This window comes from Burkholderia guangdongensis (assembly GCF_013403875.1).
GTDB lineage: Bacteria > Pseudomonadota > Gammaproteobacteria > Burkholderiales > Burkholderiaceae > Burkholderia > Burkholderia guangdongensis.
The window spans coordinates 41589-64703 of sequence record NZ_JACBNX010000016.1 but is presented as its reverse complement, the minus strand read 5'-3'; the positions used below and the strand labels follow the sequence as shown (position 1 = coordinate 64703).

Sequence of the window (23115 nt, the reverse complement as noted above, 5' to 3'; positions counted from 1 at the left end):
AGATGCGACGGCGCACGGGGCGCTAAAACGCCCCGTTTGCCGTCGCGAAAAATACGACGATCAGCCGGTGCAGGTGGCGGAACTCGCGAGACAGGTCTTGATATTCGTGAATATCGTGTTGAGATTGGTGCCGATGCCGCTCACGGCCCCAATGATCACGACAGCGATGAGACCCGCGATCAGCCCATACTCGATCGCGGTCACCCCAGCTTCTTCCGCCAGGAAGCGATGAATCAATGCTTTCATTTTATATTCCTCGTGCCCATGTACTTTCTCTTTGGCCATTAATACGTTCCCACGTATCTGGCCCCCGCACCGCATCGCCTACGGTACTACGGCGTGCGGCGCCCCTTCTTTATAGTGCCCTTTTAAGCGCGCGTGTCACATTTTGATACAAATTGACATTGGCGCCGACGGCATGTTTCCGCCGTTCGATTGCCAAGCTCTACGCGCTCGCCCGATCTTATCTCCGATCCCCCACGTTTCCAACATTTTTCAACAATTTTGATCGGAAGCATTGACTGAACGGGCTGTGTACTTGTAAAGGACTTCGGCATGTTTTACCCATCCGGACTTACGATAGGTTAGATGCGCATACCTAATTCATCCATGAATTGGCAAGCCACGCTTTTGACCGAGCGCTGCCCGTTGCGTTACGCCGTTTGCGTAACGCCAGTCCCGCGGCGTTACGTTACGAACGCGCAAAAATCACGTTCGCCGACTCGTGTTCAACGATTTTCAACAATCCTGCGCGTCACGTAAGTCCTTTTCCGGTAAGGAATTATTTTGTTTGAAGACATTGATCTACGAAGCTGCCGATAACATGGCATGACAGTTGCAGAGTATTCCTCGCAGCACCACACAACATGGGCAAATGCGAGGATAAAAATGGACATTCAGACGATCTCTCATGGCACGCTCCGGACGACTTTGATCGCGGCCACCGTAGCAGCCATGCTCTCCCTCACCGCCTGCGGCGGCTCCGGCACCCTCAGTCAAGGCCTCGGCGGCTCGGGCTCCACCAGCGGCGCCGCGACGGCGTCCACGGCGGGCACGAGCGGATCGACCAGCGGTTCCGCCAACGCGTCGGCCAGCGGCAGCACGAGTGGCTCCACCAGCGGCAGCACGAGCGGCTCCACCAGCGGATCGACCAGCGGTAGCACGAGCGGCTCCACCAGCGGGTCGACCAGCGGCAGCACGAGCGGATCGTCGAGCGGCACGGCGTCGGTCAACCCGACGAGCAACCTCCTCGCAAGCGGCACCGGCATCGTCGACGGCGCAGGGCAGACCCTGTCGGGCCTCGGCGCCGTCATCGGCAACCAGACGCTTCCCGCCGTCAACCCGCAAACCACGCAGGATGCCGGCGGCATCGTGCAGCACGTCGGCGCCGCCGTGTCGGCGCTCGGCACCGGCCTCGGCGCACTCGGCGCGTCGAACAACCCCGTCGGCACGACGCTCGCCAGCACGGGCGGCGCGGTCGGTCAGCTCGGCGGCGCGGTCACGCAAACCGGCAATCTCGTGTCGAGCCTCGGCAACGGTCCGTTGTCGCCGCTCGCGCCGCTCACCACGCCGCTCGGCGCGGCCGTGTCGACGCTCGGCAACGCGGTGACCGGCGGCGGCGCAACGCTGACGAACGCGTTGTCGACGGGCCCCGTCCAGCAAGTCACGATGACTATCAGCTCCGCGATCACGCCGATCACGGCGATGGTCGGCACGACGACCCAGACCATCGGTAACGCGACCGGCGTCGGCACGCCGGTCAACTCGCTGCTCACGACGATCGGCAACGGCGTCAGCCAGGCCGGTGCGCTGCTCGCGTCGACGGGCAGCAACCCCGTCACGACGGGCCTCGGCGAAACCGTGTCGGCAACCGGCACCACCGTGAAGACCGCCGGCGGCCTGCTGACGGGCAGCGGCACGGCGAATCCGCTCGGACCGGTGACCGGCCTCCTGTCACCGATCACCGGCGCACTCGGCGGTGCGGCGGGCGGCAGCGGCAGCCCGCTCTCGCCCGTGACCAGCCTCGTCTCCACCGTCACCGGCGGCCTCGGCGGTACGGCAGGCGGCAGCGGCAGCCCGCTCGCACCCGTCACCGGTCTCGTGTCGACCGTCACCGGCGGCCTCGGCGGCACGGCGGGCGGCAGCGGCAGCCTGCTCGCGCCCGTCACCGGTCTCGTGTCCACCGTCACCGGCGGCCTCGGCGGTACGGCAGGCGGCAGCGGCAGCCCGCTCGCACCCGTCACCGGCCTCGTGTCCACCGTCACCGGCGGTCTCGGCGGCTCGGCGGGCGGCAGCGGCAGCCCGCTCGCGCCCGTCACCGGTCTCGTGTCGACCGTCACCGGCGGCCTCGGCGGCTCGGCGGGCGGCAGCGGCAGCCTTCTCGCACCCGTCACCGGTCTCGTGTCGACCGTCACCGGCGGCCTCGGCGGCTCGGTAGGCGGCGGCAGCAACACGGCCGCACCGGTCACCGGCCTCGTATCGACCGTCACCGGCGCGCTCGGCGGCGCGACGGGCGGCAGCAACACGGCCGCCCCCGTGACCGGCCTCGTGTCGACCGTCACCGGCGCGCTCGGCGGCGGCCTGAGCGGTTCGGCGGGCGCGACCAGCGGCTCGGCATCGGGCGGCACGACCGGCGCGGGCGGCCTGCTCTCGCCGATCACGTCGCTGCTCGGCGGCACGCACAAGTAAATCGGCATCACTCCATTCATGACTGAAAAAGACCACGGGGAGTCCAACATGACTCAGCAACGCATTCCCTCGCCCGCTTTACGGCAATGGCGCGCGCCCCTCACCGCGCTCGCGGCCGCCTGCGTGCTGGCCGCCTGCGGCGGCGGCGGCATCACCGCGCCGTCGTCCAGCAACGGCAACGGCGGCGGCAGCACGAGCGGCACCACCAACAGCACACCGAGCGGCACCACCACCAGCAGCACGTCGCCGACCGGCACCCAGGGCGCCATCAACACGGCCGGCCAGACGCTCAGCGCGCTCGGCAGCACGGTCGGCAACACCAGCGTGCCCGGCCTCGGCAGCGGCGTCACGCAAGGTCTCGGCAACACCGTGTCGAGCACCGGCTCGATCCTCGACGCCACCGCCGACGCGCTCAGCAACGGGCTCGGACAGATCGGCTCCACGTCGAATCCGGTCGGCACGACGGCCTCCGGTCTCGGCAACGTCGTCAGCGCGACGGGCGGCACCGTCGAAGGCGTGAGCACGACCGTCAAGGCGCTCGGCGCCGGTCCGCTGTCACCGCTCGCGCCGGTCACGACGCCCGTCGGCTCGACGCTCGACACCGTCGCGAACGCACTCTACGCCGGCGGCACGACGCTCTACTCCACGCTGTCGTCGGGCCCTGTGCAGCAGGTCGGGCAGCAGGTCAGCTCGGCGATCACGCCGCTCGTCATCACCGCCGGCCAGACGACACAGGCGGTCGGCACGGCGACGGGCGTCGGGCAACCGGTGTCGGGCCTCCTCGGCCAGGTCGGCGGCGCACTCAGCTCGGCCGGCAAGCAGGTCAGCGCGAGTTCGTCGCAGCCGGTCGTCGGCGACGTCGGCCAGCTCGTCGGCGTGCTCGGCAACACGGTCACGAACGCGGGTGGCGTCGTCGACCCGAACGGCCCGAACGGCGCGGCGCCGATTCCCGGCCTGATCACGAGCCTCGCCGGCGCCTCGACGACGACCGTGCAGCCCGGCTCACCGTCTGGCTCGGGCGCGACCAACCCGCTCGCCCCGATCACGGGCCTGCTCGGCGGCAGCGGCGGCAATCCGCTTGCGCCGGTCACCGGCGCACTCGGCGCACTCGGCAGCGGGGCCGGCGGCAGCAACGCGCTCGCGCCCGTCACCAGCCTCGTGTCGACCGCAACCGGCACGCTCGGCGGCGCGACGGGCGGCACGGGCAGCGGGAATCCGCTCGCTCCCGTCACCGGTTTGCTGAATACTGTCACCGGCACGGTGACCAGTGCGGCGGGCGGCGGCTCGACCGGCCTCCTCGCGCCGGTGACTGGCGCACTCGGCTCGCTGGGCAGCATCGCGAAGTAAGCAAAAACGGAACCGCACGTTCGAAACCTCAGCGAACGTGCGGTTCTTGTCATTACAATCGACATCAGGGCACACGACGCGCGGCATCATGAATGCCGCGCTCGAGTATTAGAAGACGAGAAGCAAGGCCAACGAGGACAACAAAACAATGAATCGCAGACTCGATACGTGGATGATGCTGTTCGCCGTCGCGGCGACAGCGGGCACGGTCCACGCACAATCGCGAGCAGGCAATCCGCTCGATTCCCTTCCGCAGATCAACGCGCCGCAGCGCGGCCCGAACGTGACCGTCCAGGTCTCGCCGCCGGCCCAGCAACTACAGGAACTGCTCGCGCGCCACGTGACGCCGACCACGTTTCAGGTCGAAGGCGTGAAGTCGATTCCGTTCGAGGAAGTCTCGCGCCGCTTCACGCCGCTCGTCGGCAAGGACATCACGATCGGCCAGCTGATCGAGACCGCGAACGGCGTCACGAAGCTGTATCAGGATCACGGCTATGCGCTGTCGTTCGCTTTCATTCCCGCGCAAACGTTCGCGGGCGGCGTCGTGCACGTAACCGTCGTCGAGGGCTACGTGTCCGACGTGAAGGTGACGGGCAAGCCGGGCGCGCTGGAATCGAAGATTCGCGCGATCGCCGCGCACATCACCGCGGACCGGCCGCTGCGGCGCTCCACGTTCGAGCGCTACGTGAACACGTTCGGCCTGCTGCCGGGCGTCGCGGTGAAGGCCAACGTGCCGCCGCCGCAGAACACCGACGGCGCGACCACGCTCGAGCTGAACGTCGACCGCAAGCCGTTCAACATCAGCACCGGGATCGACTTCAATCATCCGGGCGTGCAGGGGCTCATCACCGCGACCGAGAACAGCCTGACGTCGCTCGGCGAGCAGCTCAGCGTGTCGGCGCTGCTGCCGAAGGGGCGTGACAACCAGACCTACTTCGCGTTCAGCGGCGCCGTGCCGGTCGGCAGCGACGGCCTGATCACGCGCCTCGACGCGAGCACCTACCGAGGCAATCCGGTCGACAACCCGGGGCTGCCATCGAACGTGAAGCGCACGGTGATCAGCGAGAAGCTGGGTCTTTCGGCGTCCTATCCACTGTTGCTGAACAACCAGCACAGCCTGCTCGGCACGGTGTCCGGCTATGCGTCGCACAACGAGGACCGCTACCAGAACCAGAGCAACGGCGCGAGCCTCGCGCTGCGCTCGCAGGTACGCGTGCTGCAGGCGCAACTCGACTACACGAGCGTCGAGCCGAACCAGGTGCGCAAGCTCAGCTTCAACGTCGCGAAGGCGTTCGACATTCTCGGCGCGTCGAAGTCCGAGGACAGCAGCTCGGGCGCGGCCCTCACCAACCCGGTGTCGCTGACGTTCGTGCGCACCGGCGCGACGTTCGTGCAGACGAACCAGTGGCCGTTCAACTTCGGCACGTCGGTGTCGCTGACCGGCCAGTACAGCCCGGATTCGCTGCCGACGTCCGAGCAGATCTCGTTCGGCGCGCAGCGCTATGCGCTCGGCTACCAGCCCGGCGAAACGTCCGGCGATTCGGGCTGGGGGATGTCGCTCGAGCTGAACCGCTCGTTCGCGCCCGGCTTCACGTACATGAAGACGATCACGCCGTATCTGGCATACGACATGGCGCGCGTCTACCTGCACACGGGCACGCCCTCGCCGAGCAAGCTGTCGTCGCTCGGCATCGGCGTGCGGCTGTCGGACAGCCGCTTCTACAACCTCGATCTGTCCGTCGCGAAGCCGATCGGCGACGCGCCGGTCGAAAGCGCATCGCGCAGCCCGCGCGTGAATGCAACGTTCTCCTATCAGCTTTACTGACCTCGACGACAGCCCGCCGAAGCTCAACCGACGCCGCGCGGGCTGTTTCGATTAGAGTCCCCTCTATCAAAACGTAGCGCCTGCTTTCACGTATTCTGCATCCAGCTCGTCAGCGCACCGCCCGTTTCAGGCGGTCGCGCGGGCCGCTCGAAAACGACAATGCGATACAAGGAGGAAGACAATGATTCACCTGACCCGCCCGATGCGTTCGATCGCCCTGGCCGGCGCGCTGCTCGCCTGTGCCGCTCACGCGTTCGCACAGGCCGATACCCCGCTCGGCACGTGGCAGACGATCGACGACAGCACCGGCAAGCCGAAGGCGATCGTGCAGATTTCGCAGGACACCGACGGCAATCTGAACGGCACGGTCCTCAAGGGGCTCGGCGCGAACGACACGCCCGACCGCCGCTGCACCGCGTGCACGGACGAACGCAAGGATCAGCTGATCAAGGGCATGACGATCATCAAGGCGATGAAGAAGGACGGCGACGCGTGGGACGGCGGCAACATCCTCGACCCGGAAAACGGCAAGGTCTACAAGTGCAAGATGACGCTCGAGGACGGCGGCCAGAAGCTCATCGTGCGCGGCTACATCGGCGTGTCGCTGCTCGGCCGGTCGCAGACCTGGGTTCGCCAGCAATAAGCCCCCGCGCGGTCATGCCGCGCGCGTCAGGTTTTTGGCGATATACGGTAGATGCTGCGCGGGCAGATGCTGCGCGACGAGGTGCGCGGGCACGGTCATCATGCTGCGCGCCGCCGCGGCTTTCGAGTGCGCATGATTGCGCATCCGCGTGGTCAGCGAGTCGCACAGCAGTTCGCCCGTCTCGCCGTACAACGCGCTCATCACGCGCTTCAGCACGCCCGATTCGTGCCAGATCTTGAAGCGCCGATGGCAGGTCTGATAGGACGGATAGCGGCGCGGCATCGCCGACCACGTCGCACCGCTGTAGATCACCCACAGCACGCCGTTGAGCACGGCTCGCGTGTTGGTGAGCGGCCTGCCGCGCACCCCGGCGCGCGGGTGCATTTCCGGCAACTGCTGCGCCACGCAGCGCCACTCGTCGTCGGTCAGATCGCGATACGGTGTCATGGATTTCTCCGCACAAGGAACCATGACGCGACGATATCGGTTCAAGCCAGCGTTGAATATAAGACCAATCTGAAAATTGAGGCGAGATACGCCAATTTAACCGTAATTAACCGTTCAATTGGCCGTATTTTGCAACATACCCGCGATTGCGCCGCTTCAGGTCAGCGATGTATCGACGATGCGCCGCGGCGTCTCGAGATACTCCTTCGACTGCATCTCGACGATCCGCGATACGGTCCGCGCGAATTCGTTCGCCATCGGCCCTTCGACGTACAGGTCCTGCGGCGGCACCGCGGACGACATCAGCAGCTTCACCTTGTGGTCGTACATCACGTCGATCAGCCACGTGAAGCGGCGCGCCTCCGACGCCATCCGCGGCGACATCTGCGGCACCTCCGACAGCACGACCGCATGGAAGCGGCTCGCGAGCTCGAGGTAGTCGTTCTGTGAGCGCGGGCCGCCGCACAGCGTGTTGAAATCGAACCAGACGACGCCGTCCGCGCGACGCAGCGCCTTCAGCTCGCGCTTCTCGATGCGCAGGATCGGGCTCTCGTCGGGCACCGCCGCGAGCTTCGCGAACGCGTGCCGCAGCGCGCGGTCCGCGTCGGCGCCGAGCGGCGTGTAATACATCTGCACCTGTGCGAGCGTGCGCTGCCGGTAGTCGACGCCCGCATCGACGTTCACCACGTCGAGCTTTTCCTTCAGCAGCTCGATCGCCGGCAGCATCCGGTCGCGATGCAGGCCGTCCGGATACAGGTCGTCCGGATCGTAGTTGGACGTCATCACGAACTGCACGCCGTTCTTGAACAGCCCGTCGAGCAGCCGGTAGAGAATCATCGCGTCCGCGATGTCCGACACGTGGAATTCGTCGAAGCAGATCAGCCGGTAGCGCTTCGCGATGCGCCGCGCGAGTTCGTCGAGCGGATCGGCCTGCCCCTTCAGTTCCTCGAGCTCGCGGTGCACTTCGCGCATGAACTCGTGGAAATGCAGGCGCGTTTTGCGCTGCAGCGGCACGACCGCGTAGAAGCTGTCCATCAGGAAGCTCTTGCCGCGCCCGACGCCGCCCCACATGTAGACGCCGCGCGGCAGATCCGGATGGATGATCAGTTTCTTGAACGCGTTCGAGCGTCGCGCCTTGTACGCGGCCCATTCGTCATAGCACTGCTGCAGGCGGTCGACCGCGGCGCGCTGCGCCGGATCCGACTGATAGCCGCGGGAGGTCAGCTCGCGCTCGTAATATTCTTGGACGTTCATTATGCAAACCGCAATGCAAGAAGGCGGGCGGAAAACTCCGCCCGCCTTCGTCGAGAAACCCGGCGCCGGCCGGAGAACCGGCCGGCGCGAGGTCGATCAGCTGTTCAGCGAGCGCTTGTCGACGGCGAGCGCCGCCTCGCGCATCACTTCGGACATCGACGGATGCGGATGGCAGATCCGCGCGATGTCTTCCGCTGCGCCCTTGAACTCCATCGCGACCACCGCTTCCGCGATCAGGTCGGACGCGTTCGCCGCGATCACGTGCACGCCGAGCAGCTCGTCGGTTTTCGCGTCGGCGATCATCTTCACGAAGCCGTCCGGCGCGTTCATGCCGAGCGCGCGGCCGTTGATCGAGAACGGGAACTTGCCGGTCTTGATCTCGCGGCCTTCCGCCTTCAGCTGCTGCTCGGTCTTGCCGACCCACGCGATTTCCGGGTACGTGTAGATCACCCACGGAATGCAGTTGTAGTCGATGTGCGGCTTCTGGCCGTCGATCACTTCCGCGACCAGCACGCCCTCGTCTTCCGCCTTGTGCGCGAGCATCGGGCCGCGCACGACGTCGCCGATCGCGTACACGTTCGGCACCGCGGTGCGGCAGTGGTCGTCGACGTCGATGAAGCCGCGCTCGTTCGCCTTCAGGCCGATCGCCTCGAGACCGAGGTTGTCGGTGTTCGGCACGCGGCCGACCGACACGATCAGGCGGTCCGCGTCGAGCGTCTGCGCGTTGCCGTCCTTGTCGGTGTACGCGATCGACACGCCGTCCGGCGTCGCCTTCACTTCGCCGATCTGCACGCCGAGATGAATGTCGAGGCCCTGCTTCTTGAACAGCTTCGCGGCTTCCTTCGCGAGCGCCTCGTCGGCGGCGCCGAGGAACGCCGGCAGCGCTTCGAGCACCGTCACGTCGGCGCCGAGGCGGCGCCACACCGAGCCGAGCTCGAGGCCGATCACGCCCGCGCCGATCACCGCGAGCTTCTTCGGCACCGCGTCGAACGTCAGCGCGCCTTCGTTATCCGAAACGATCCGGTTGTCGACCGGGATACCCGGCAGATGACGCGCCTTCGAGCCCGTCGCGATAATCACGTTCTTCGCGGTGACGACTTCGGCCTCGCCCTCGCCGCTCACCTCGATCTGCACGCCGGCGTCGGTCTTGCCGGCGAACTTGCCGTGGCCCTTGAGCCACGTGATCTTGTTCTTCTTGAACAGGAACTCGATCCCGGACGTCATCTTCTCGACGATCGCGTCCTTGCGGCCGAGCATCTTCGCGATATCGACCTGCACGTCGCCGACGGTGATTCCGTGGTCGCCGAGATGATGCTGCACGTTCTCGAACTCCTCCGACGACGCGAGCAGCGCCTTCGACGGAATGCAGCCGACGTTCAGGCAGGTGCCGCCGAGCTTCAGCGTGCCGGCCGGGTTCTTCCATTTTTCGATGCAGGCAACGGTCTTGCCCAGTTGAGCGGCGCGGATCGCGGCGATGTAGCCGCCCGGGCCGGCGCCGATCACGACGACGTCAAATTCCTTGGACATGGCAATCCTTCTTCTTGTGGCTCCGCGCGGGCGCGCGTGGTCGCGCGCCCGCGCGGAGCGGGTCAATGCAGGGGGCGGGGCTTACAGGTCGAGCAGCAGGCGCGCCGGATCTTCGAGCGCATCCTTCATCGCGACGAGCGACAGCACCGCTTCGCGACCGTCGATGATCCGGTGGTCGTACGACAGCGCGAGATAGTTGATCGGACGGATCACGATCTGGCCGTTCTCGACGACCGGACGCTCCTTCGTCGCGTGCACGCCGAGGATGGCCGACTGCGGCGGGTTGATGATCGGCGTCGACAGCATCGAGCCGAACACGCCGCCGTTCGAGATCGAGAACGTACCGCCCGTCATGTCCTCGATCGACAGCTTGCCGTCCTTCGCCTTCTGGCCGAACTCGGCGATCTTCTTTTCGATGTCCGCGAGGCTCATCTGGTCCGCGTTGCGCAGGATCGGCACGACGAGGCCGCGCGGCGAGCCGACCGCGATGCCGATGTCGAAGTAACCGTGGTAGACGATGTCGTTGCCGTCGATCGACGCGTTCACGAGCGGGAACTTCTTCAGCGCGTGGACCGCCGCCTTCACGAAGAACGACATGAAGCCGAGCTTCACGCCGTGTTCCTTCTCGAACTTGTCCTTGTACTTGTTGCGCAGGTCCATGACCGGCTGCATGTTGACTTCGTTGAACGTCGTCAGGATCGCGTTGGTCTGCTGCGATTCGAGCAGGCGCTCGGCGATGCGCGCGCGCAGGCGCGACATCGGCACGCGCTGCTCCGGACGGTCGTTGAGCCACGTCGTCGCCGACAGCGGCACCTTCACGTCCGGCAGCGTCGCCTTCGTCGCGACGGCGGCGGCCTTCGCGGGCGCGGCGGCCGGCGCGGCCTTCGGCGCGCTGCCGGCGGAGAGCACGTCGCCCTTCGTGATGCGGCCGTCGCGGCCCGAGCCGGCGACGTCGCCCGATGCGAGGCCCTTCTCGGCCATCAGCTTCGCGGCGGACGGCGACGCGGCGGCCGTGCTGGACGCGGTGGCGGCGGCAGCCGGCTGCGCGGCCGCTGCGGCGACCGGCGCGGCGGCCGGCTGGACTTCGGCTTCGCCCGCCGCCGCGGCGACGGCGCCCGCCTTCGCTTCGGTGTCGATCGTGGCGATCACCTGATCGGCGACGACGGTGTCGCCGTCGTTCTGCAGAACCTGCGCGAGCACGCCGGCGGCCGGCGCGGGCACTTCGAGCACGACCTTGTCGGTCTCGAGTTCGATCAGGATTTCGTCTTGCGCGATTGCTTCGCCGGGCTTCTTCTTCCACTGAAGCATGGTCGCTTCCGAAACGGACTCGGAAAGCTGGGGGACTTTGACTTCTACGATAGCCATGTGATTTTCCTGAATGCTGAGTCTGGGGAGTGACGGATTCGGTCGAACCGTTCGGCTCGCGCGTGTCGATCGCGTTTCATTCGCGTGTCATTCGCGCGCCGGCCGAGCGGAGCGGGAAAGCGCACCGCGCTTTCCCGTTTCGCCGTCGTCGTTTATTTCGCGATCGATGCGCTCTTCAGTCGGCCGAACGCCCCTTCGATCAGGGCCTTCTGCTGCTCGTAGTGCTTCGCGTAGTAACCGACCGCCGGCGAGGCCGAAGCCGGGCGCCCGCTGTACGCGAGCTTCTGCCCTTCCTTCATGCCGTCCTTCAGGTGGTGTTCGACGTAGAACCACGGGCCCTGATTCTGCGGCTCGTCCTGCACCCAGACCACTTCAGTCGCGTTTTCGTACTTCTTCATTTCCGCTTCGAACTGCTTGTGCGCGAACGGATACAGCTGCTCGATCCGGATGATCGCGACGTCGTTCGCCTTCGCTTCGCGGCGATGCGCGACGAGGTCGTAATACACGCGGCCCGAGCAGACGAGCACGCGCTTGACCTTCTTCGCGTCGATACCGCCGTCGATTTCGCCGAGCACCGGCTGGAACGAGCCCTTCGCGAGTTCCGACAGATCCGACACCGCCTCCTTGTGACGCAGCAGCGACTTCGGCGTCGCGACGATCAGCGGCTTGCGGAACAGGCGGATCATCTGGCGGCGCAGCAGGTGGAAGATCTGCGCCGGCGTCGTCGGCTGGACGACCTGCATGTTGTGATCCGCGCACAGTTGCAGGAAACGCTCGATACGGGTCGACGAGTGTTCCGGACCCTGGCCTTCGTAGCCGTGCGGCAGCAGCATCGTCAGGCCCGACACGCGGCCCCACTTCACTTCGCCCGACGAGATGAACTGGTCGATCACGACCTGCGCGCCGTTGACGAAGTCGCCGAACTGCGCTTCCCACAGCACGAGCGTGTTCGGCTCGGCGGTCGAGTAGCCGTATTCGAAGCCGAGCACCGCTTCTTCCGACAGCACCGAGTCGATCACCGTGAACTTCGCCTGGCCTTCCGCGATGTTCTGCAGCGGCACGTACGTGCCGTCGTTCCAGCGCTCGCGGTTCTGGTCGTGCAGCACCGCGTGGCGGTGCGTGAACGTGCCGCGGCCCGAGTCCTGGCCGGTCAGGCGCACCGAGTAGCCGGACGCGACGAGCGACGCGAACGCGAGGTGCTCGCCCATGCCCCAGTCGAGCGGCTGGTCGCCCTTCGCCATGTTGCGGCGATCGTTGATCACGCGCTCGACGAGCGGGTGGACCTTGAAGTTTTCCGGTACCGTCGTGATGCGTTCGCCGAGGCGCTTCAGCTCGGCGAGCGGCACCGCGGTGTCGGCCGAGTCGGTCCACTTGCGGTTCAGGAACGGCACCCAGTCGACCGCGTACTTGCTCTTGTAGTTCGACAGCACCGGATCGACGGTGTGGTGGCCGTCGTCCATCGCCTTGCGGTATGCCTTCACGAAGCCGTCGGCATCCTCGGCGGTGATCACGCCCTGCTGCACGAGCTTCTCCGCGTACAGCGCGCGCGTGCCCGGATGCTTCGCGATGGTCTTGTACATCAGCGGCTGCGTGACGGCCGGCGTGTCCTGCTCGTTGTGGCCGAGCTTGCGGAAGCAGATGATGTCGAGCACGACATCCTTGTGGAACTGCATCCGGTAGTCGATCGCGATCTGCGTCGCGAGCACCACCGCTTCCGGATCGTCGCCGTTCACGTGCAGCACCGGCGCCTCGATCATCTTGACGACGTCGGTGCAGTACAGCGTCGAGCGCGCGTCGCGCGGGTCGGACGTCGTGAAGCCGATCTGGTTGTTGATCACGATGTGCAGCGTGCCGTGCGTGCCGTAGCCGCGCGTCTGCGCGAGGTTCAGCGTTTCCATCACGACGCCCTGGCCGGCAAACGCCGCGTCGCCGTGGATCTGCACCGGCAGCACCTGCAGGCCGTCGTCATCGCCGCGGCGGTCCATCCGCGCCTTCGCGGAGCCCTCGACCACCGGGTTCACGATTTCGAGGTGCGACGGGTTGAACGCGAGCGACAGGTGGACCGGGCCGCCTTCCGTCGACACGTCCGACGAGAAGCCCTTGTGATACTTGACGTCGCCGGCCGGCAGATCGTCGACGTGCTTGCCTTCGAATTCGGCGAACAGATCCGACGGCATCTTGCCGAGCGTGTTCACGAGCACGTTCAGGCGGCCGCGGTGCGCCATCCCGATCACGATTTCCTGCACGCCCTTCGAGCCCGCGTGACGGACGACCTCGTCCATCGATGCGATGAAGCTCTCGCCGCCTTCGAGCGAGAAGCGCTTCTGGCCGACGTACTTCGTGTGCAGATAGCGCTCGAGGCCTTCGGCGGCGGTCAGGCGGTTCAGGATGTGCTTCTTCTTGTCGGCCGGGAAATTCGGCGTCGCGCGGATCGACTCGAGACGCTCCTGCCACCAGCGCTTCTGCTCCGGATCGCTGATGTACATGTACTCGGCGCCGATCGTGCCGCAATACGTGTCGCGCAAGCCCTTCACGATGTCGCGCAGCGATGCCTGCTCGAAACCGAAATAGAGGTTGCTCGCGCTGAACGTCTGATCGAGGTCGGCTTCGGAGAAATCGTAGAACGCGGGTTCGAGCTCGGGGATCGCGGGACGCTCGCGGCGCTTCAGCGGATCGAGATTGGCCCACTGCGAGCCGAGGAAGCGGTAGGCGCTGATCAGCGTCTGGACGTGGACCTGCTTGCGGGCGGTCGCGAGGTTGCCGGTGCTTTCACGCGGAATGAACGCGTTGGCCTTCGCGCGTTGCGCGAACGACTCGACGATCGGGAAATGCGCGACGTCGCTGGCGTTCGAACCGTCCGTCGCCGGCACGTTCTGCAACGCGTCGAAGTACTCGCGCCAGTTCTCCGGCACCGACGCCGGATTGTCGAGATATGCATCGTACAGTTCTTCAACGTACGAAGCATTGCCGCCGAACAGATAGGAGTTCAGCTGAAACTGCTTCATGACATCTGACATTTTACGCTCACCTTTCTTCGAGTTTCTCGAGAAATAGCGGGTTGCTCAACCTTCCGCGACACGGCCTGACCGTTTAGCGGATTGCGAATCAAGTCTTGCTTGGAAGGACCTAAAACTTGCGTGCGCGCAGCATATCACAGAACAGATAGCGAAGTTCACAAGGCAGGAGGCCCGAAAGCCCCGTGTAACGCGGCGCGCGCAGGCAAAAAAAAACCGCCCGGAGGCGGTTTCGTCATGGTGCGGCGCACGAGGCGGTGCACAAGACGGCGCACGGACCGGCGGTCAGTCGACCGCGGCCTCGCGGCTCGCGCGACGGCGCTCGTGCTCCTTCAGGTAGCGCTTGCGCAGGCGGATCGACTGCGGCGTCACTTCGACGAGCTCGTCGTCGTCGATGAACTCGACCGCGTATTCGAGCGACATCTGGATCGGCGGCACGAGGCGCACCGCCTCGTCGGTGCCCGACGCGCGCACGTTGGTCAGCTGCTTGCCCTTGATCGGGTTCACGACGAGGTCGTTGTCACGGCTGTGAATGCCGATGATCATCCCCTCGTACAGCGCGTCGCCCGGCTTCACGAACATACGGCCGCGATCCTGCAGCTTCCACAGCGCGTAGGCGACCGCGGCGCCGTCGTCCTGCGAGATCAGCACGCCGTTGCGGCGCTCGCCGAGCGTGCCGTCCTTGACCGGCGCGTACGAATCGAAGGTGTGGCTCATCAGGCCGGTGCCGCGCGTGAGCGTCAGGAACTCGCCCTGGAAGCCGATCAGGCCGCGCGCCGGGATCCTGTATTCGAGGCGCGTGCGCCCGCGCGCGTCCGACGCCATGTCGAGCATTTCGCCCTTGCGGCGGCCCAGCTCTTCCATCACGCCGCCCTGGTGCGAATCCTCGAGGTCGACCGTCAGCAACTCGTACGGCTCCTGCTTCACGCCGTCGACCTCGTGCAGCACCACGCGCGGACGCGACACCGCGAGCTCATAGCCTTCGCGGCGCATGTTCTCGACCAGGATCGTCAGGTGCAGTTCGCCGCGGCCCGACACTTCGAACACGGTCTCGTCGCCGGTGTCCTTCACGCGCAGCGCGACGTTGTGGTTCAGCTCCTTCATCAAGCGATCGCGGATCTGGCGGCTCGTGACGAACTTGCCTTCCTTGCCCGCGAGCGGCGACGAATTGACGAGGAAGTTCATCGTCAGCGTCGGCTCGTCGACCGTGATCATCGGCAGTGCGTCGGGCGCTTCGGCCGCGCAGATCGTGGCGCCGATGCCGACGTCCTCGATCCCGTTGATCAGCACGATGTCGCCGGCTTCGGCCGACTCGACCTGCACGCGCTCGAGCCCCTCGAACGACAGCACCTGGTTGATCTTACGGTTCAGCACCTCGCCTTCGGGGCCGAAGCGCATCACGACCGGCTGGCCCGGCTTGATGCGCCCGCGCGTGATGCGGCCGACGCCGATCCGGCCGACGTACGTCGAATAGTCGAGCGACGTGATCTGCAGCTGCAGCGGCGCTTCCGGGTCGGCCGGGCGCACCGGCACGTGCTCGAGAACCGCCTCGAACAGCGGACGCATGTCGCCGTCGCGCGCGGCCGGGTCGAGCGACGCATAGCCGTTCAGGCCCGACGCGTAGACGATCGGGAAATCGAGCTGCTCCTCGGTCGCGCCGAGCTTGTCGAACAGATCGAAGGTCTGGTTGATCACCCAGTCGATCCGCGCGCCCGGGCGGTCGATCTTGTTGACGACGACGATCGGCTTCAGGCCGAGCGCGAGCGCCTTCTTCGTGACGAAGCGCGTCTGCGGCATCGGGCCCTCGACCGCGTCGACGAGCAGCAGCACGGAGTCGACCATCGACAGCACGCGCTCGACTTCGCCGCCGAAGTCCGCGTGCCCCGGCGTGTCGACGATGTTGATGTGCGTGCCTTCGTACTCGACCGCACAGTTCTTCGCGAGGATCGTGATCCCGCGCTCTTTTTCGATGTCGTTCGAATCCATCACCCGCTCGGCGACCTGCTGATTGTCGCGGAAGGTGCCGGACTGGCGGAGCAGCTGGTCCACGAGCGTCGTCTTGCCGTGGTCGACGTGGGCGATGATGGCGATATTGCGAAGGGCGCGGGTCATAGAAGCCTGGAAATTTGATTGCGCAAACGCGCGCTGGTCGTCCACGTGCGATTCACGTGCGTGCGCGATGCTGCCTGGAAAGCCTTAAATTATAGCACGTCGGCATGTCACGATCCCGCGTATCGCTATCCCCGCTCCGCCGGGCGCCGAGAAAAACCCGTCCGCGCGCAGGGGATTGCGCCGCGCCGAGCAGGTAAACGACGCGTCAGCTAACATTTGCCGCGGCAACCAATAGTGTCTATACTCCTGCCTAGTCAACTATTGCAGCTTCAGGATTTTATGTCGAATCCTACCCCGCCCATTCCGTCGGACCTGACGCTGTCGACCTACCAGGTCAACGACAGCGTCGGCTACCTGATCTCGCGCACGAGATCGCTGATGACCAATCTCGTCACGCAACGCACGCAAGATGAAATCGGGATCACCGGCACGCAGGCGAGCATGCTGTTCATGATCGCGGTCGGCAAGTGCTCGACGGCCGCCGAACTGGCCCGCGAGTACGGGATCGACGCGAGCGCGGTCACGCGGCTGCTCGATCGCGTCGAGAAGCGCGGGCTGCTGTCGCGCGTGCGCTGCGTCGACGACCGCCGCGTCGTGCGCCTCGCGCTGACCGACGAAGGCCGCGCGATCGCCGAGCAGCTGCCTGCGATCTTCCGCAGCGTACTCGACCCGCTTCTGGACGGATTCACGCCGGAGGAAGTCGGCTTCCTGAAGAGTATGCTGCGCAGGATCCTCAGCAACGGCTGCGACACGATCGGCGGCAGCGGCAACGCATAATTCATGCCATAACAATCAATTCAGACAGATCAATGTAAGGGAATCCTTGCAGTGTCCACCATCCATTCCGAGTCAGAGATCAGCGCGATGAATTCCTCCCCGTTGTCCGTGCGAGCCGGGTCGTACCGGACCGCCGTCGCCGCCGCGGTTGCCGCGCTGGCGCTGGCGGGCTGCGCGAACTACTTCGGCATCAAGAGTGACAAGCAGATCGCCCCCGCGTCGCAATTCGAAACCACGCAGAGCCTGCCCGCCGAGGGCGGCAACTGGCCCACGCTCGACTGGGCCGGCCAGTTCGGCGATCCGCAGCTGCCGAAGCTGATCGACGAGGCGCTCGCGGGCAATCCGACCATCGCGCAGGCGCAGGCGCGGATCGCGAAGGCGTCGTCGTACATCGAGTCGTCGCGCTCGTCGCTGCTGCCGAAGGCCGAGGCCAGCTACTCGTGGACCCGCGAGCTCTACTCGGGCAACGCCCTCTTCCCGCCGCCGTACGGCGGCCAGTGGTACAGCGAGAACAACGTGCTCGCGAGCGCGTCGTGGGATCTCGATCTGTGGGGCAAGAACCGCGAGCGCCTGCACACCGCGGTCTCGCAGGAAAAGGCCGCCGAAGCCGACATGCAGCAGGCGCGGATCACGCTCGCCGCGTCGGTCGCGCGCACGTACAACCAGCTCGCGCAGCTTTATGCGCTGCGCGACATCGCGCAGCGCGAGATCGCGAACCGCCAGAGCGTCGGCAGGATCACCGACGGCCGCGTGTCCGCCGGCCTCGACACGAACGTCGAGCGGCAGACCGCGCGCGGCAACATCGCGACCACGCAGGCGTCGCTGTCCGACCTCGACGGCCAGATCACGACCGTGCGCTACCAGCTCGCCGCGTTGCTCGGCAAGGGGCCGGATCGCGGCCTGCAGATCGCCGCGCCGGTGCTGAACCCGGGCGGCGCCGTCGCGCTGCCGGGCAACCTGCCGGCCGATCTGGTGTCGCGCCGTCCGGACATCGTCGCCGCGCGCTGGCAGGTCGAAGCCGCGATGCACGACGTGAAGGAAGCGAAGGCCGAATTCTTCCCGGACGTGAACCTCGCGGCCGGCTTCGGCTTCGATGCGTTCGGCTGGGGCAAATTCCTGAACTTCGGCAGCCGGCAGGCGCAGTTCGGCCCGGCGATCCATCTGCCGATCTTCGACGCCGGCGCGCTGCGCGCGCAGCTCAAGGGCCGCTACGCGGACTTCGACCTGTCCGTCGCGAACTACAACCAGGCGCTGATCGGCGCGCTGAACGACGTCGCGACGCAGGTCGCGTCGATCCGCTCGGTCGACCGGCAGATGGACGACGCGCAGCGCGCGCTCGACGCGTCGACGCACGCGTACGAGCTCGCGGTGATTCGCTACAAGGCGGGTCTGTCGCCGCAATTGCAGGTGCTGAGCGCGGACAGCAGCCGCCTCGCCGCGGAGCAGACCGTGACGAACCTGAAGATGCGCCGGCGCGACATGCAGATCGCGCTGATCAAGGCGCTCGGCGGCGGCTTCGACGCGACCGGCACGCGCCTCGCGGCGCCCGATGCGACCGGCGCCGCGCCCGCGCAATCCGGGCCGCAGGCTGCTTCTCAGCCCGCTTCTCAGCCTGCCGCTCAGCCCGCCGCTCAGCCCGCTTCCCAGCCCGCCGCTCAGGCCGCAAACTGACCCGCGCGCTCCCCAACACGCAGACACTCGACATAACGGACGGAGAAACTCGCCATGAGCGACCCTCAACAAAACGCCGCCGCCCAAGCGAACAACGGCAAGCGCAAGCGAATGATGACGCTGCTGGTCGCGGTCATCGTGATCGCGGCCATCGCGTACGGCCTCTACTACTTCCTCGTCGCGCGCTTCCATGAATCGACCGACGACGCGTACGTGAACGGCAACGTCGTGCAGATCACGCCGCAAGTGGTCGGCACCGTGATCGCGGTGAAGGCTGACGACACGCAGACCGTGAAGGCCGGCGATCCGCTCGTGCTGCTCGATCCGGCCGATTCGCAGGTCGCGCTGCAGCAGGCCGAGGCGAACCTCGCGCAGACGGTGCGCCAGGTCCGCGGCCTGTTCGCCAACGACGACCAGTACCGCGCGCAGGTCGCGCTGCGTCAGTCGGACCTGTCGAAGGCCCAGGACGATCTGCGCCGCCGCGTCTCGGTCGCGCAGACGGGCGCCGTGTCGCAGGAAGAAATCTCGCACGCGCGCGACGCGGTGAATGCCGCGCAGGCGTCGCTCGACGCCGCCGAGCAGCAGCTCACGTCGAACCGCGCGCTGACCGCGAACACGACGATTTCGACGCAGCCGAACGTGCTCGCCGCCGCCGCGAAGGTTCGCGACGCGTACCTCGCGAACGCGCGCAACACGCTGCCCGCGCCGGTCGACGGCTACGTCGCAAAGCGCTCGGTGCAGGTCGGCCAGCGCGTGTCGCCGGGCACGCCGCTGATGTCGGTGGTGCCGCTCTCCGCTGTCTGGGTCGACGCGAACTTCAAGGAAGTGCAGCTCAAGCACATGCGCATCGGCCAGCCGGTCGAGCTGAGCGCCGACATCTACGGCTCCTCGGTCATCTATCACGGCAAGGTCGTCGGCTTCTCGGCCGGCACCGGCGCGGCGTTCTCGCTGCTGCCCGCGCAGAACGCGACCGGCAACTGGATCAAGGTCGTGCAGCGCCTGCCGGTGCGCATCGAGATCGATCCGAAGGATCTGCACGATCACCCGCTGCGCATCGGCCTGTCGATGCAGGCCGACGTCGACATCAAGAACGAGAACGGCGACCAGCTCGCCAACGTGCCGAACACCGTCTATCAGACCGACGTGTTCGCGAAGTACGGCAACGAGGCCGATGCCGAAATCGCGCGCATCATCGCGGAAAACGCGGGCACAAACGCGGGCACAAACGCGACGGCGGCCGCGACGCAGCAAGCCGCGCCGGCCAAGCCGGCAGTGCCGACCGCAGCCGCGAAACTGATGTAACACCGCAACGACATGGCACAGGCCCCCGTCTCCCATCCGCCGCTCTCGGGCGGGCAACTCGTGGTCGGCACGATCGCGGTGTCGCTCGCCGTGTTCATGAACGTGCTCGATACGTCGATCGCGAACGTCGCTATCCCGACGATCTCGGGCGACCTCGGCGTGTCGGCCGACCAGGGTACATGGGTCATCACGTCGTTCGCGGTCGCGAACGCGATCTCGGTGCCGCTGACCGGCTGGCTCACCGACCGCATCGGCCAGGTGCGGCTGTTCCTCGCGTCGATCCTGCTGTTCGTCGTGTCGTCGTGGATGTGCGGGCTCGCGCCGACGCTGCCGTTCCTGCTCGCGTCGCGCGTGATTCAAGGCGCGGTCGCGGGCCCGATGATCCCGCTGTCGCAGGCGCTGCTGCTCTCGAGCTACCCGCGCGCCAAGGCGCCGATGGCGCTCGCGTTGTGGTCGATGACGACGCTGATCGCGCCCGTCGCCGGCCCGATCCTCGGCGGCTGGATCTCCGACAACTACTCGTGGCCGTGGATCTTCTACGTGAACATCCCGGTCGGGATCGCCGCGGCGGCCGCGACCTGGACGGTCTACCGCAAGCGTGAATCGACGGTGCGCCGCGCGCCGATCGACGGCGTCGGCCTCACGTTGCTCGTCCTCTGGGTCGGCTCGCTGCAGATCATGCTCGACAAGGGCAAGGACCTCGACTGGTTCTCGTCGACGTCGATCATCGTGCTCGCGCTCGTCGCGGTCATCGCGTTCGCGTTCTTCGTGGTCTGGGAACTGACGGCGGAGCACCCGGTCGTCGACCTGTCGCTGTTCGGCCGGCGGAACTTCACCGGCGGCACGGTCGCGCTCGCGGTCGGCTACGGCCTCTACTTCGGCAACCTCGTGCTGCTGCCGCTGTGGCTGCAAACGCAGCTCGGCTACACCGCGACCGACGCCGGCCTCGTGCTCGCGCCCGTCGGGCTGTTCGCGATCCTGCTGTCGCCGCTGACCGGCAAGTTCCTGCCGCGCACCGACCCGCGCTACATCGCGACCGCCGCGTTCCTCGTGTTCGCGCTGTGCTTCTGGATGCGCTCGCGCTACACGACCGGCGTCGACACATGGGCGCTGACGCTACCGACGCTCGTGCAAGGCATCGGGATGGCCGGGCTTTTCATCCCGCTCGTGTCGATCACGCTGTCCGGCCTGCCGGGGCACCGGATTCCGGCTGCGTCGGGGCTGTCGAACTTCGTGCGGATCATGTGCGGCGGCATCGGCACGTCGATCTTCCAGACCGCGTGGGATCACCGGAACAGCATGCATCACGCGCAGCTCGTCGAGCAGGCGAACCTGTACAACCCGACGTTCAACCAGACCGTCACGCAACTCGGCCAACTCGGTCTGACCGACCAGCAGGCGAGCGGGCTGATCAACAATCTCGCGACGCAGCAGGCCGCGCAGCTCGGCGTGAACGATCTGTTCTATCTGTCGTCGGCGATCTTCGTCGTGCTGATCGGGCTGATCTGGATCACGAAACCCGACCGCTCGGGCGGCGGCGATGCGGGCGCGGCCGCGTCAGCGGCGCACTGAGCGGCCCGCCTCCCGCAGCAACGCAAAAAGCCCGGTCGATTACCGACCGGGCTTTTTTTCGTCTTCGCACGGCCGCCGCGCGCAAGCGCGTCGGCGACTCGGCATTCATTTCAAGCCGCCGCCGTCACGACGAGCCGCTCCGGCGCGAGCACGCCGTTCGCCGCGCGCGCGACGCCGAGCAGCCGCGTCGCGTCGTACACGCGCACGCGCTCGCCCTCGTTCGCGTCGATCGGCGCCAGCTCGGACAAGCGCAGCCGCTGCCCGTGCAGGAAGCGCTTCGCGCACGCGTCGTCCAGCCGCACGAGCGGGAACGTCGACAGCAGCGCGTCGACCGGCTGCAGCCACGCGTCGCGCGCCGCGTCGTCCGCATCGGACAACGCGTCGAGCGTCACCGCGTGCTCGAGCGTCAGCGCGCCAACGCCGGTGCGGCGCAGCATCGTCAGGTGCGCGCCGCAGCCGAGCGCCTCGCCGATATCCTCGGCGAGCGTGCGCACGTACGTGCCCTTGCTGCAGGTCACGCGAAACGTCACGTCGGGCAGCTCGCACGCGAGCAGTTCGAGCGCGTGGATCGTCACGCGGCGCCCTTCCCGCTCGACCGTCTGGCCGGCCCGCGCGTATTCGTACAACGGTTTGCCGTCGCGCTTGAGCGCCGAATACATCGGCGGCACCTGCACGATCTCGCCGGTGAATCGCGCGAGCGCCGCGTCGACCTCCGCACGGTCGCAGGTCACCGCGCGCGTGTCGAGCACGTCGCCCTCCGCGTCGCCGGTCGTCGTGCGCACGCCGACGCGCATCGTCGCTTCGTAGGTCTTGTCGGCTTCGAGCAGATCCTGCGAGAACTTCGTCGCTTCGCCGAAGCAAAGCGGCAGCAGGCCGGACGCGAGCGGATCGAGGGTGCCGGTGTGGCCGGCCTTCTTCGCGAGATAGAGGCGTTTCGCGCGGATCAGCGCGTCGTTGCTCGACAGGCCGACGGGCTTGTCGAGCAGCAGCACGCCGTCCAGCGCGCGCCGGGGCACGCGCGGACGTTGGGGGGCAACAGTCTTCATGGATCAGGCGGATGAATCGGATGAAACTCGCGGACGGAACTCGGCGGACGGAACTACGCGAACGGAACCCGACGGACGAGACTCAGTCGTCCTTCGCGCGCGACGCGTTGGCTTCTTCGATCAGGCGCGACATCTCGAGCGCCTTTTCGGTCGTCTGGTCGTAATGGAAATGCAGCGTCGGCACCGTATGGATGTGCAGCCGCTTGAACAGCAGATTGCGCAGATGGCCGGCCGCGTGATTGAGCGCGTCCTGCGTATCCACCGGTTTGCCGGTCAGCACCGTGAAGTAGATCTTCGCGTGCGCGTAGTCCGGCGTCAGCTCGACGCTCTGGATGGTCACGATACCGATGCGCGGATCCTTGACCTCGCGCATGATGAGCTCGGACAGGTCGCGCTGAATCTGGTCCGCGATCTGCACGTTGCGATTGGGGGAAGTACGTTTCTTCGTCATGATCGATCGATGATCCGGTTTGGCGAAAAGGCCACGGCCCGCGCAAAGCGAGCCGTCATGAAAATGGGCGGGAC

The 23115-nt window shown here is 66.6% G+C and carries 17 protein-coding genes; 8 read left to right on the top strand and 9 right to left on the bottom strand.

The window, feature by feature from the left end:
• Positions 1-60 precede the first annotated feature (60 nt).
• Positions 61-246, bottom strand: a complete 186-nt coding sequence (locus tag HZI36_RS16065; RefSeq protein ID WP_179403639.1) for a Flp family type IVb pilin — start codon at positions 244-246, stop codon at positions 61-63.
• Positions 247-888: 642 nt separating this feature from the next.
• Between HZI36_RS16065 and HZI36_RS16060 the strand changes: the two genes are divergently transcribed.
• The 4 genes from HZI36_RS16060 to HZI36_RS16045 all read left to right on the top strand — a co-directional run bounded on the left by HZI36_RS16060 (position 889) and on the right by HZI36_RS16045 (position 6503).
• Positions 889-2688 (top strand): collagen-like triple helix repeat-containing protein, encoded by a 1800-nt coding sequence (locus HZI36_RS16060; protein WP_179403638.1) that lies wholly within the window; start codon positions 889-891, stop codon positions 2686-2688.
• 48 nt (positions 2689-2736) lie between these two features.
• The gene (locus HZI36_RS16055; RefSeq protein ID WP_179403637.1) at positions 2737-4035 is read left to right on the top strand and encodes a collagen-like triple helix repeat-containing protein; all 1299 of its coding nucleotides are present in this window, start codon (positions 2737-2739) and stop codon (positions 4033-4035) included.
• Between the two features lie 148 nt (positions 4036-4183).
• Positions 4184-5860, top strand: coding sequence for a ShlB/FhaC/HecB family hemolysin secretion/activation protein (locus HZI36_RS16050; protein WP_179403636.1), 1677 nt, complete (start codon positions 4184-4186; stop codon positions 5858-5860).
• Positions 5861-6041: 181 nt separating this feature from the next.
• The gene (locus tag HZI36_RS16045; protein ID WP_179403635.1) at positions 6042-6503 is read left to right on the top strand and encodes a DUF2147 domain-containing protein; all 462 of its coding nucleotides are present in this window, start codon (positions 6042-6044) and stop codon (positions 6501-6503) included.
• A gap of 12 nt (positions 6504-6515) precedes the next feature.
• Here the strand turns inward: HZI36_RS16045 and HZI36_RS16040 are convergent, their stop codons facing one another.
• From HZI36_RS16040 to typA, 6 genes are all read right to left on the bottom strand, one after another.
• Positions 6516-6950 (bottom strand): transposase, encoded by a 435-nt coding sequence (locus HZI36_RS16040; protein WP_179403634.1) that lies wholly within the window; start codon positions 6948-6950, stop codon positions 6516-6518.
• Between the two features lie 156 nt (positions 6951-7106).
• Positions 7107-8204: a cell division protein ZapE gene (gene zapE / locus HZI36_RS16035; RefSeq protein ID WP_179403633.1), complete on the bottom strand. Its 1098-nt coding sequence runs from the start codon at positions 8202-8204 to the stop codon at positions 7107-7109.
• Positions 8205-8300: 96 nt separating this feature from the next.
• A complete protein-coding gene (lpdA, locus tag HZI36_RS16030) occupies positions 8301-9731 on the bottom strand; it encodes a dihydrolipoyl dehydrogenase (RefSeq protein ID WP_179403632.1) in 1431 nt (476 codons plus the stop codon).
• Between the two features lie 81 nt (positions 9732-9812).
• The gene (gene odhB, locus HZI36_RS16025; protein ID WP_179403631.1) at positions 9813-11096 is read right to left on the bottom strand and encodes a 2-oxoglutarate dehydrogenase complex dihydrolipoyllysine-residue succinyltransferase; all 1284 of its coding nucleotides are present in this window, start codon (positions 11094-11096) and stop codon (positions 9813-9815) included.
• A 152-nt stretch (positions 11097-11248) separates the two neighbouring features.
• Positions 11249-14113, bottom strand: a complete 2865-nt coding sequence (locus HZI36_RS16020; protein WP_179403630.1) for a 2-oxoglutarate dehydrogenase E1 component — start codon at positions 14111-14113, stop codon at positions 11249-11251.
• A 282-nt stretch (positions 14114-14395) separates the two neighbouring features.
• Positions 14396-16222: a translational GTPase TypA gene (gene typA, locus HZI36_RS16015; protein WP_179403629.1), complete on the bottom strand. Its 1827-nt coding sequence runs from the start codon at positions 16220-16222 to the stop codon at positions 14396-14398.
• A gap of 279 nt (positions 16223-16501) precedes the next feature.
• On the opposite strand from typA, the gene HZI36_RS16010 reads away from it, so the two are divergent.
• The 4 genes from HZI36_RS16010 to HZI36_RS15995 all read left to right on the top strand — a co-directional run bounded on the left by HZI36_RS16010 (position 16502) and on the right by HZI36_RS15995 (position 21544).
• Entirely contained in the window at positions 16502-16999 is a 498-nt protein-coding gene (locus tag HZI36_RS16010; protein ID WP_179403628.1) for a MarR family winged helix-turn-helix transcriptional regulator, read from the top strand.
• Positions 17000-17086: 87 nt separating this feature from the next.
• Positions 17087-18670: an efflux transporter outer membrane subunit gene (locus tag HZI36_RS16005; RefSeq protein ID WP_179403627.1), complete on the top strand. Its 1584-nt coding sequence runs from the start codon at positions 17087-17089 to the stop codon at positions 18668-18670.
• A 54-nt stretch (positions 18671-18724) separates the two neighbouring features.
• Complete coding sequence (locus HZI36_RS16000; RefSeq protein ID WP_179403626.1) at positions 18725-19972, top strand: EmrA/EmrK family multidrug efflux transporter periplasmic adaptor subunit; 1248 nt, start codon at positions 18725-18727, stop codon at positions 19970-19972.
• Between the two features lie 12 nt (positions 19973-19984).
• Entirely contained in the window at positions 19985-21544 is a 1560-nt protein-coding gene (locus tag HZI36_RS15995; protein WP_179403625.1) for a DHA2 family efflux MFS transporter permease subunit, read from the top strand.
• A gap of 110 nt (positions 21545-21654) precedes the next feature.
• Here HZI36_RS15995 and truB read toward each other — a convergent pair whose 3' ends face one another.
• Both truB and rbfA read right to left on the bottom strand, forming a co-directional pair.
• Positions 21655-22590, bottom strand: a complete 936-nt coding sequence (truB, locus tag HZI36_RS15990) for a tRNA pseudouridine(55) synthase TruB (protein WP_179403624.1) — start codon at positions 22588-22590, stop codon at positions 21655-21657.
• A gap of 82 nt (positions 22591-22672) precedes the next feature.
• Positions 22673-23041, bottom strand: coding sequence for a 30S ribosome-binding factor RbfA (rbfA, locus tag HZI36_RS15985; RefSeq protein ID WP_179403623.1), 369 nt, complete (start codon positions 23039-23041; stop codon positions 22673-22675).
• Between the last annotated feature and the right edge of the window lie 74 nt (positions 23042-23115).

Excerpts from the sequence above, each read along its gene's own strand:
- HZI36_RS16065 (WP_179403639.1), bottom strand. The coding sequence starts at position 246 with ATGAAAGCATTGATTCATCGCTTCCTGGCGGAAGAAGCTGGGGTGACC.
- HZI36_RS16060 (WP_179403638.1), top strand. The coding sequence starts at position 889 with ATGGACATTCAGACGATCTCTCATGGCACGCTCCGGACGACTTTGATC.
- HZI36_RS16055 (WP_179403637.1), top strand. The coding sequence starts at position 2,737 with ATGACTCAGCAACGCATTCCCTCGCCCGCTTTACGGCAATGGCGCGCG.
- HZI36_RS16050 (WP_179403636.1), top strand. The coding sequence starts at position 4,184 with ATGAATCGCAGACTCGATACGTGGATGATGCTGTTCGCCGTCGCGGCG.
- HZI36_RS16045 (WP_179403635.1), top strand. The coding sequence starts at position 6,042 with ATGATTCACCTGACCCGCCCGATGCGTTCGATCGCCCTGGCCGGCGCG.
- HZI36_RS16040 (WP_179403634.1), bottom strand. The coding sequence starts at position 6,950 with ATGACACCGTATCGCGATCTGACCGACGACGAGTGGCGCTGCGTGGCG.
- zapE (WP_179403633.1), bottom strand. The coding sequence starts at position 8,204 with ATGAACGTCCAAGAATATTACGAGCGCGAGCTGACCTCCCGCGGCTAT.
- lpdA (WP_179403632.1), bottom strand. The coding sequence starts at position 9,731 with ATGTCCAAGGAATTTGACGTCGTCGTGATCGGCGCCGGCCCGGGCGGC.
- odhB (WP_179403631.1), bottom strand. The coding sequence starts at position 11,096 with ATGGCTATCGTAGAAGTCAAAGTCCCCCAGCTTTCCGAGTCCGTTTCG.
- HZI36_RS16020 (WP_179403630.1), bottom strand. The coding sequence starts at position 14,113 with ATGTCAGATGTCATGAAGCAGTTTCAGCTGAACTCCTATCTGTTCGGC.
- typA (WP_179403629.1), bottom strand. The coding sequence starts at position 16,222 with ATGACCCGCGCCCTTCGCAATATCGCCATCATCGCCCACGTCGACCAC.
- HZI36_RS16010 (WP_179403628.1), top strand. The coding sequence starts at position 16,502 with ATGTCGAATCCTACCCCGCCCATTCCGTCGGACCTGACGCTGTCGACC.
- HZI36_RS16005 (WP_179403627.1), top strand. The coding sequence starts at position 17,087 with ATGAATTCCTCCCCGTTGTCCGTGCGAGCCGGGTCGTACCGGACCGCC.
- HZI36_RS16000 (WP_179403626.1), top strand. The coding sequence starts at position 18,725 with ATGAGCGACCCTCAACAAAACGCCGCCGCCCAAGCGAACAACGGCAAG.
- HZI36_RS15995 (WP_179403625.1), top strand. The coding sequence starts at position 19,985 with ATGGCACAGGCCCCCGTCTCCCATCCGCCGCTCTCGGGCGGGCAACTC.
- truB (WP_179403624.1), bottom strand. The coding sequence starts at position 22,590 with ATGAAGACTGTTGCCCCCCAACGTCCGCGCGTGCCCCGGCGCGCGCTG.
- rbfA (WP_179403623.1), bottom strand. The coding sequence starts at position 23,041 with ATGACGAAGAAACGTACTTCCCCCAATCGCAACGTGCAGATCGCGGAC.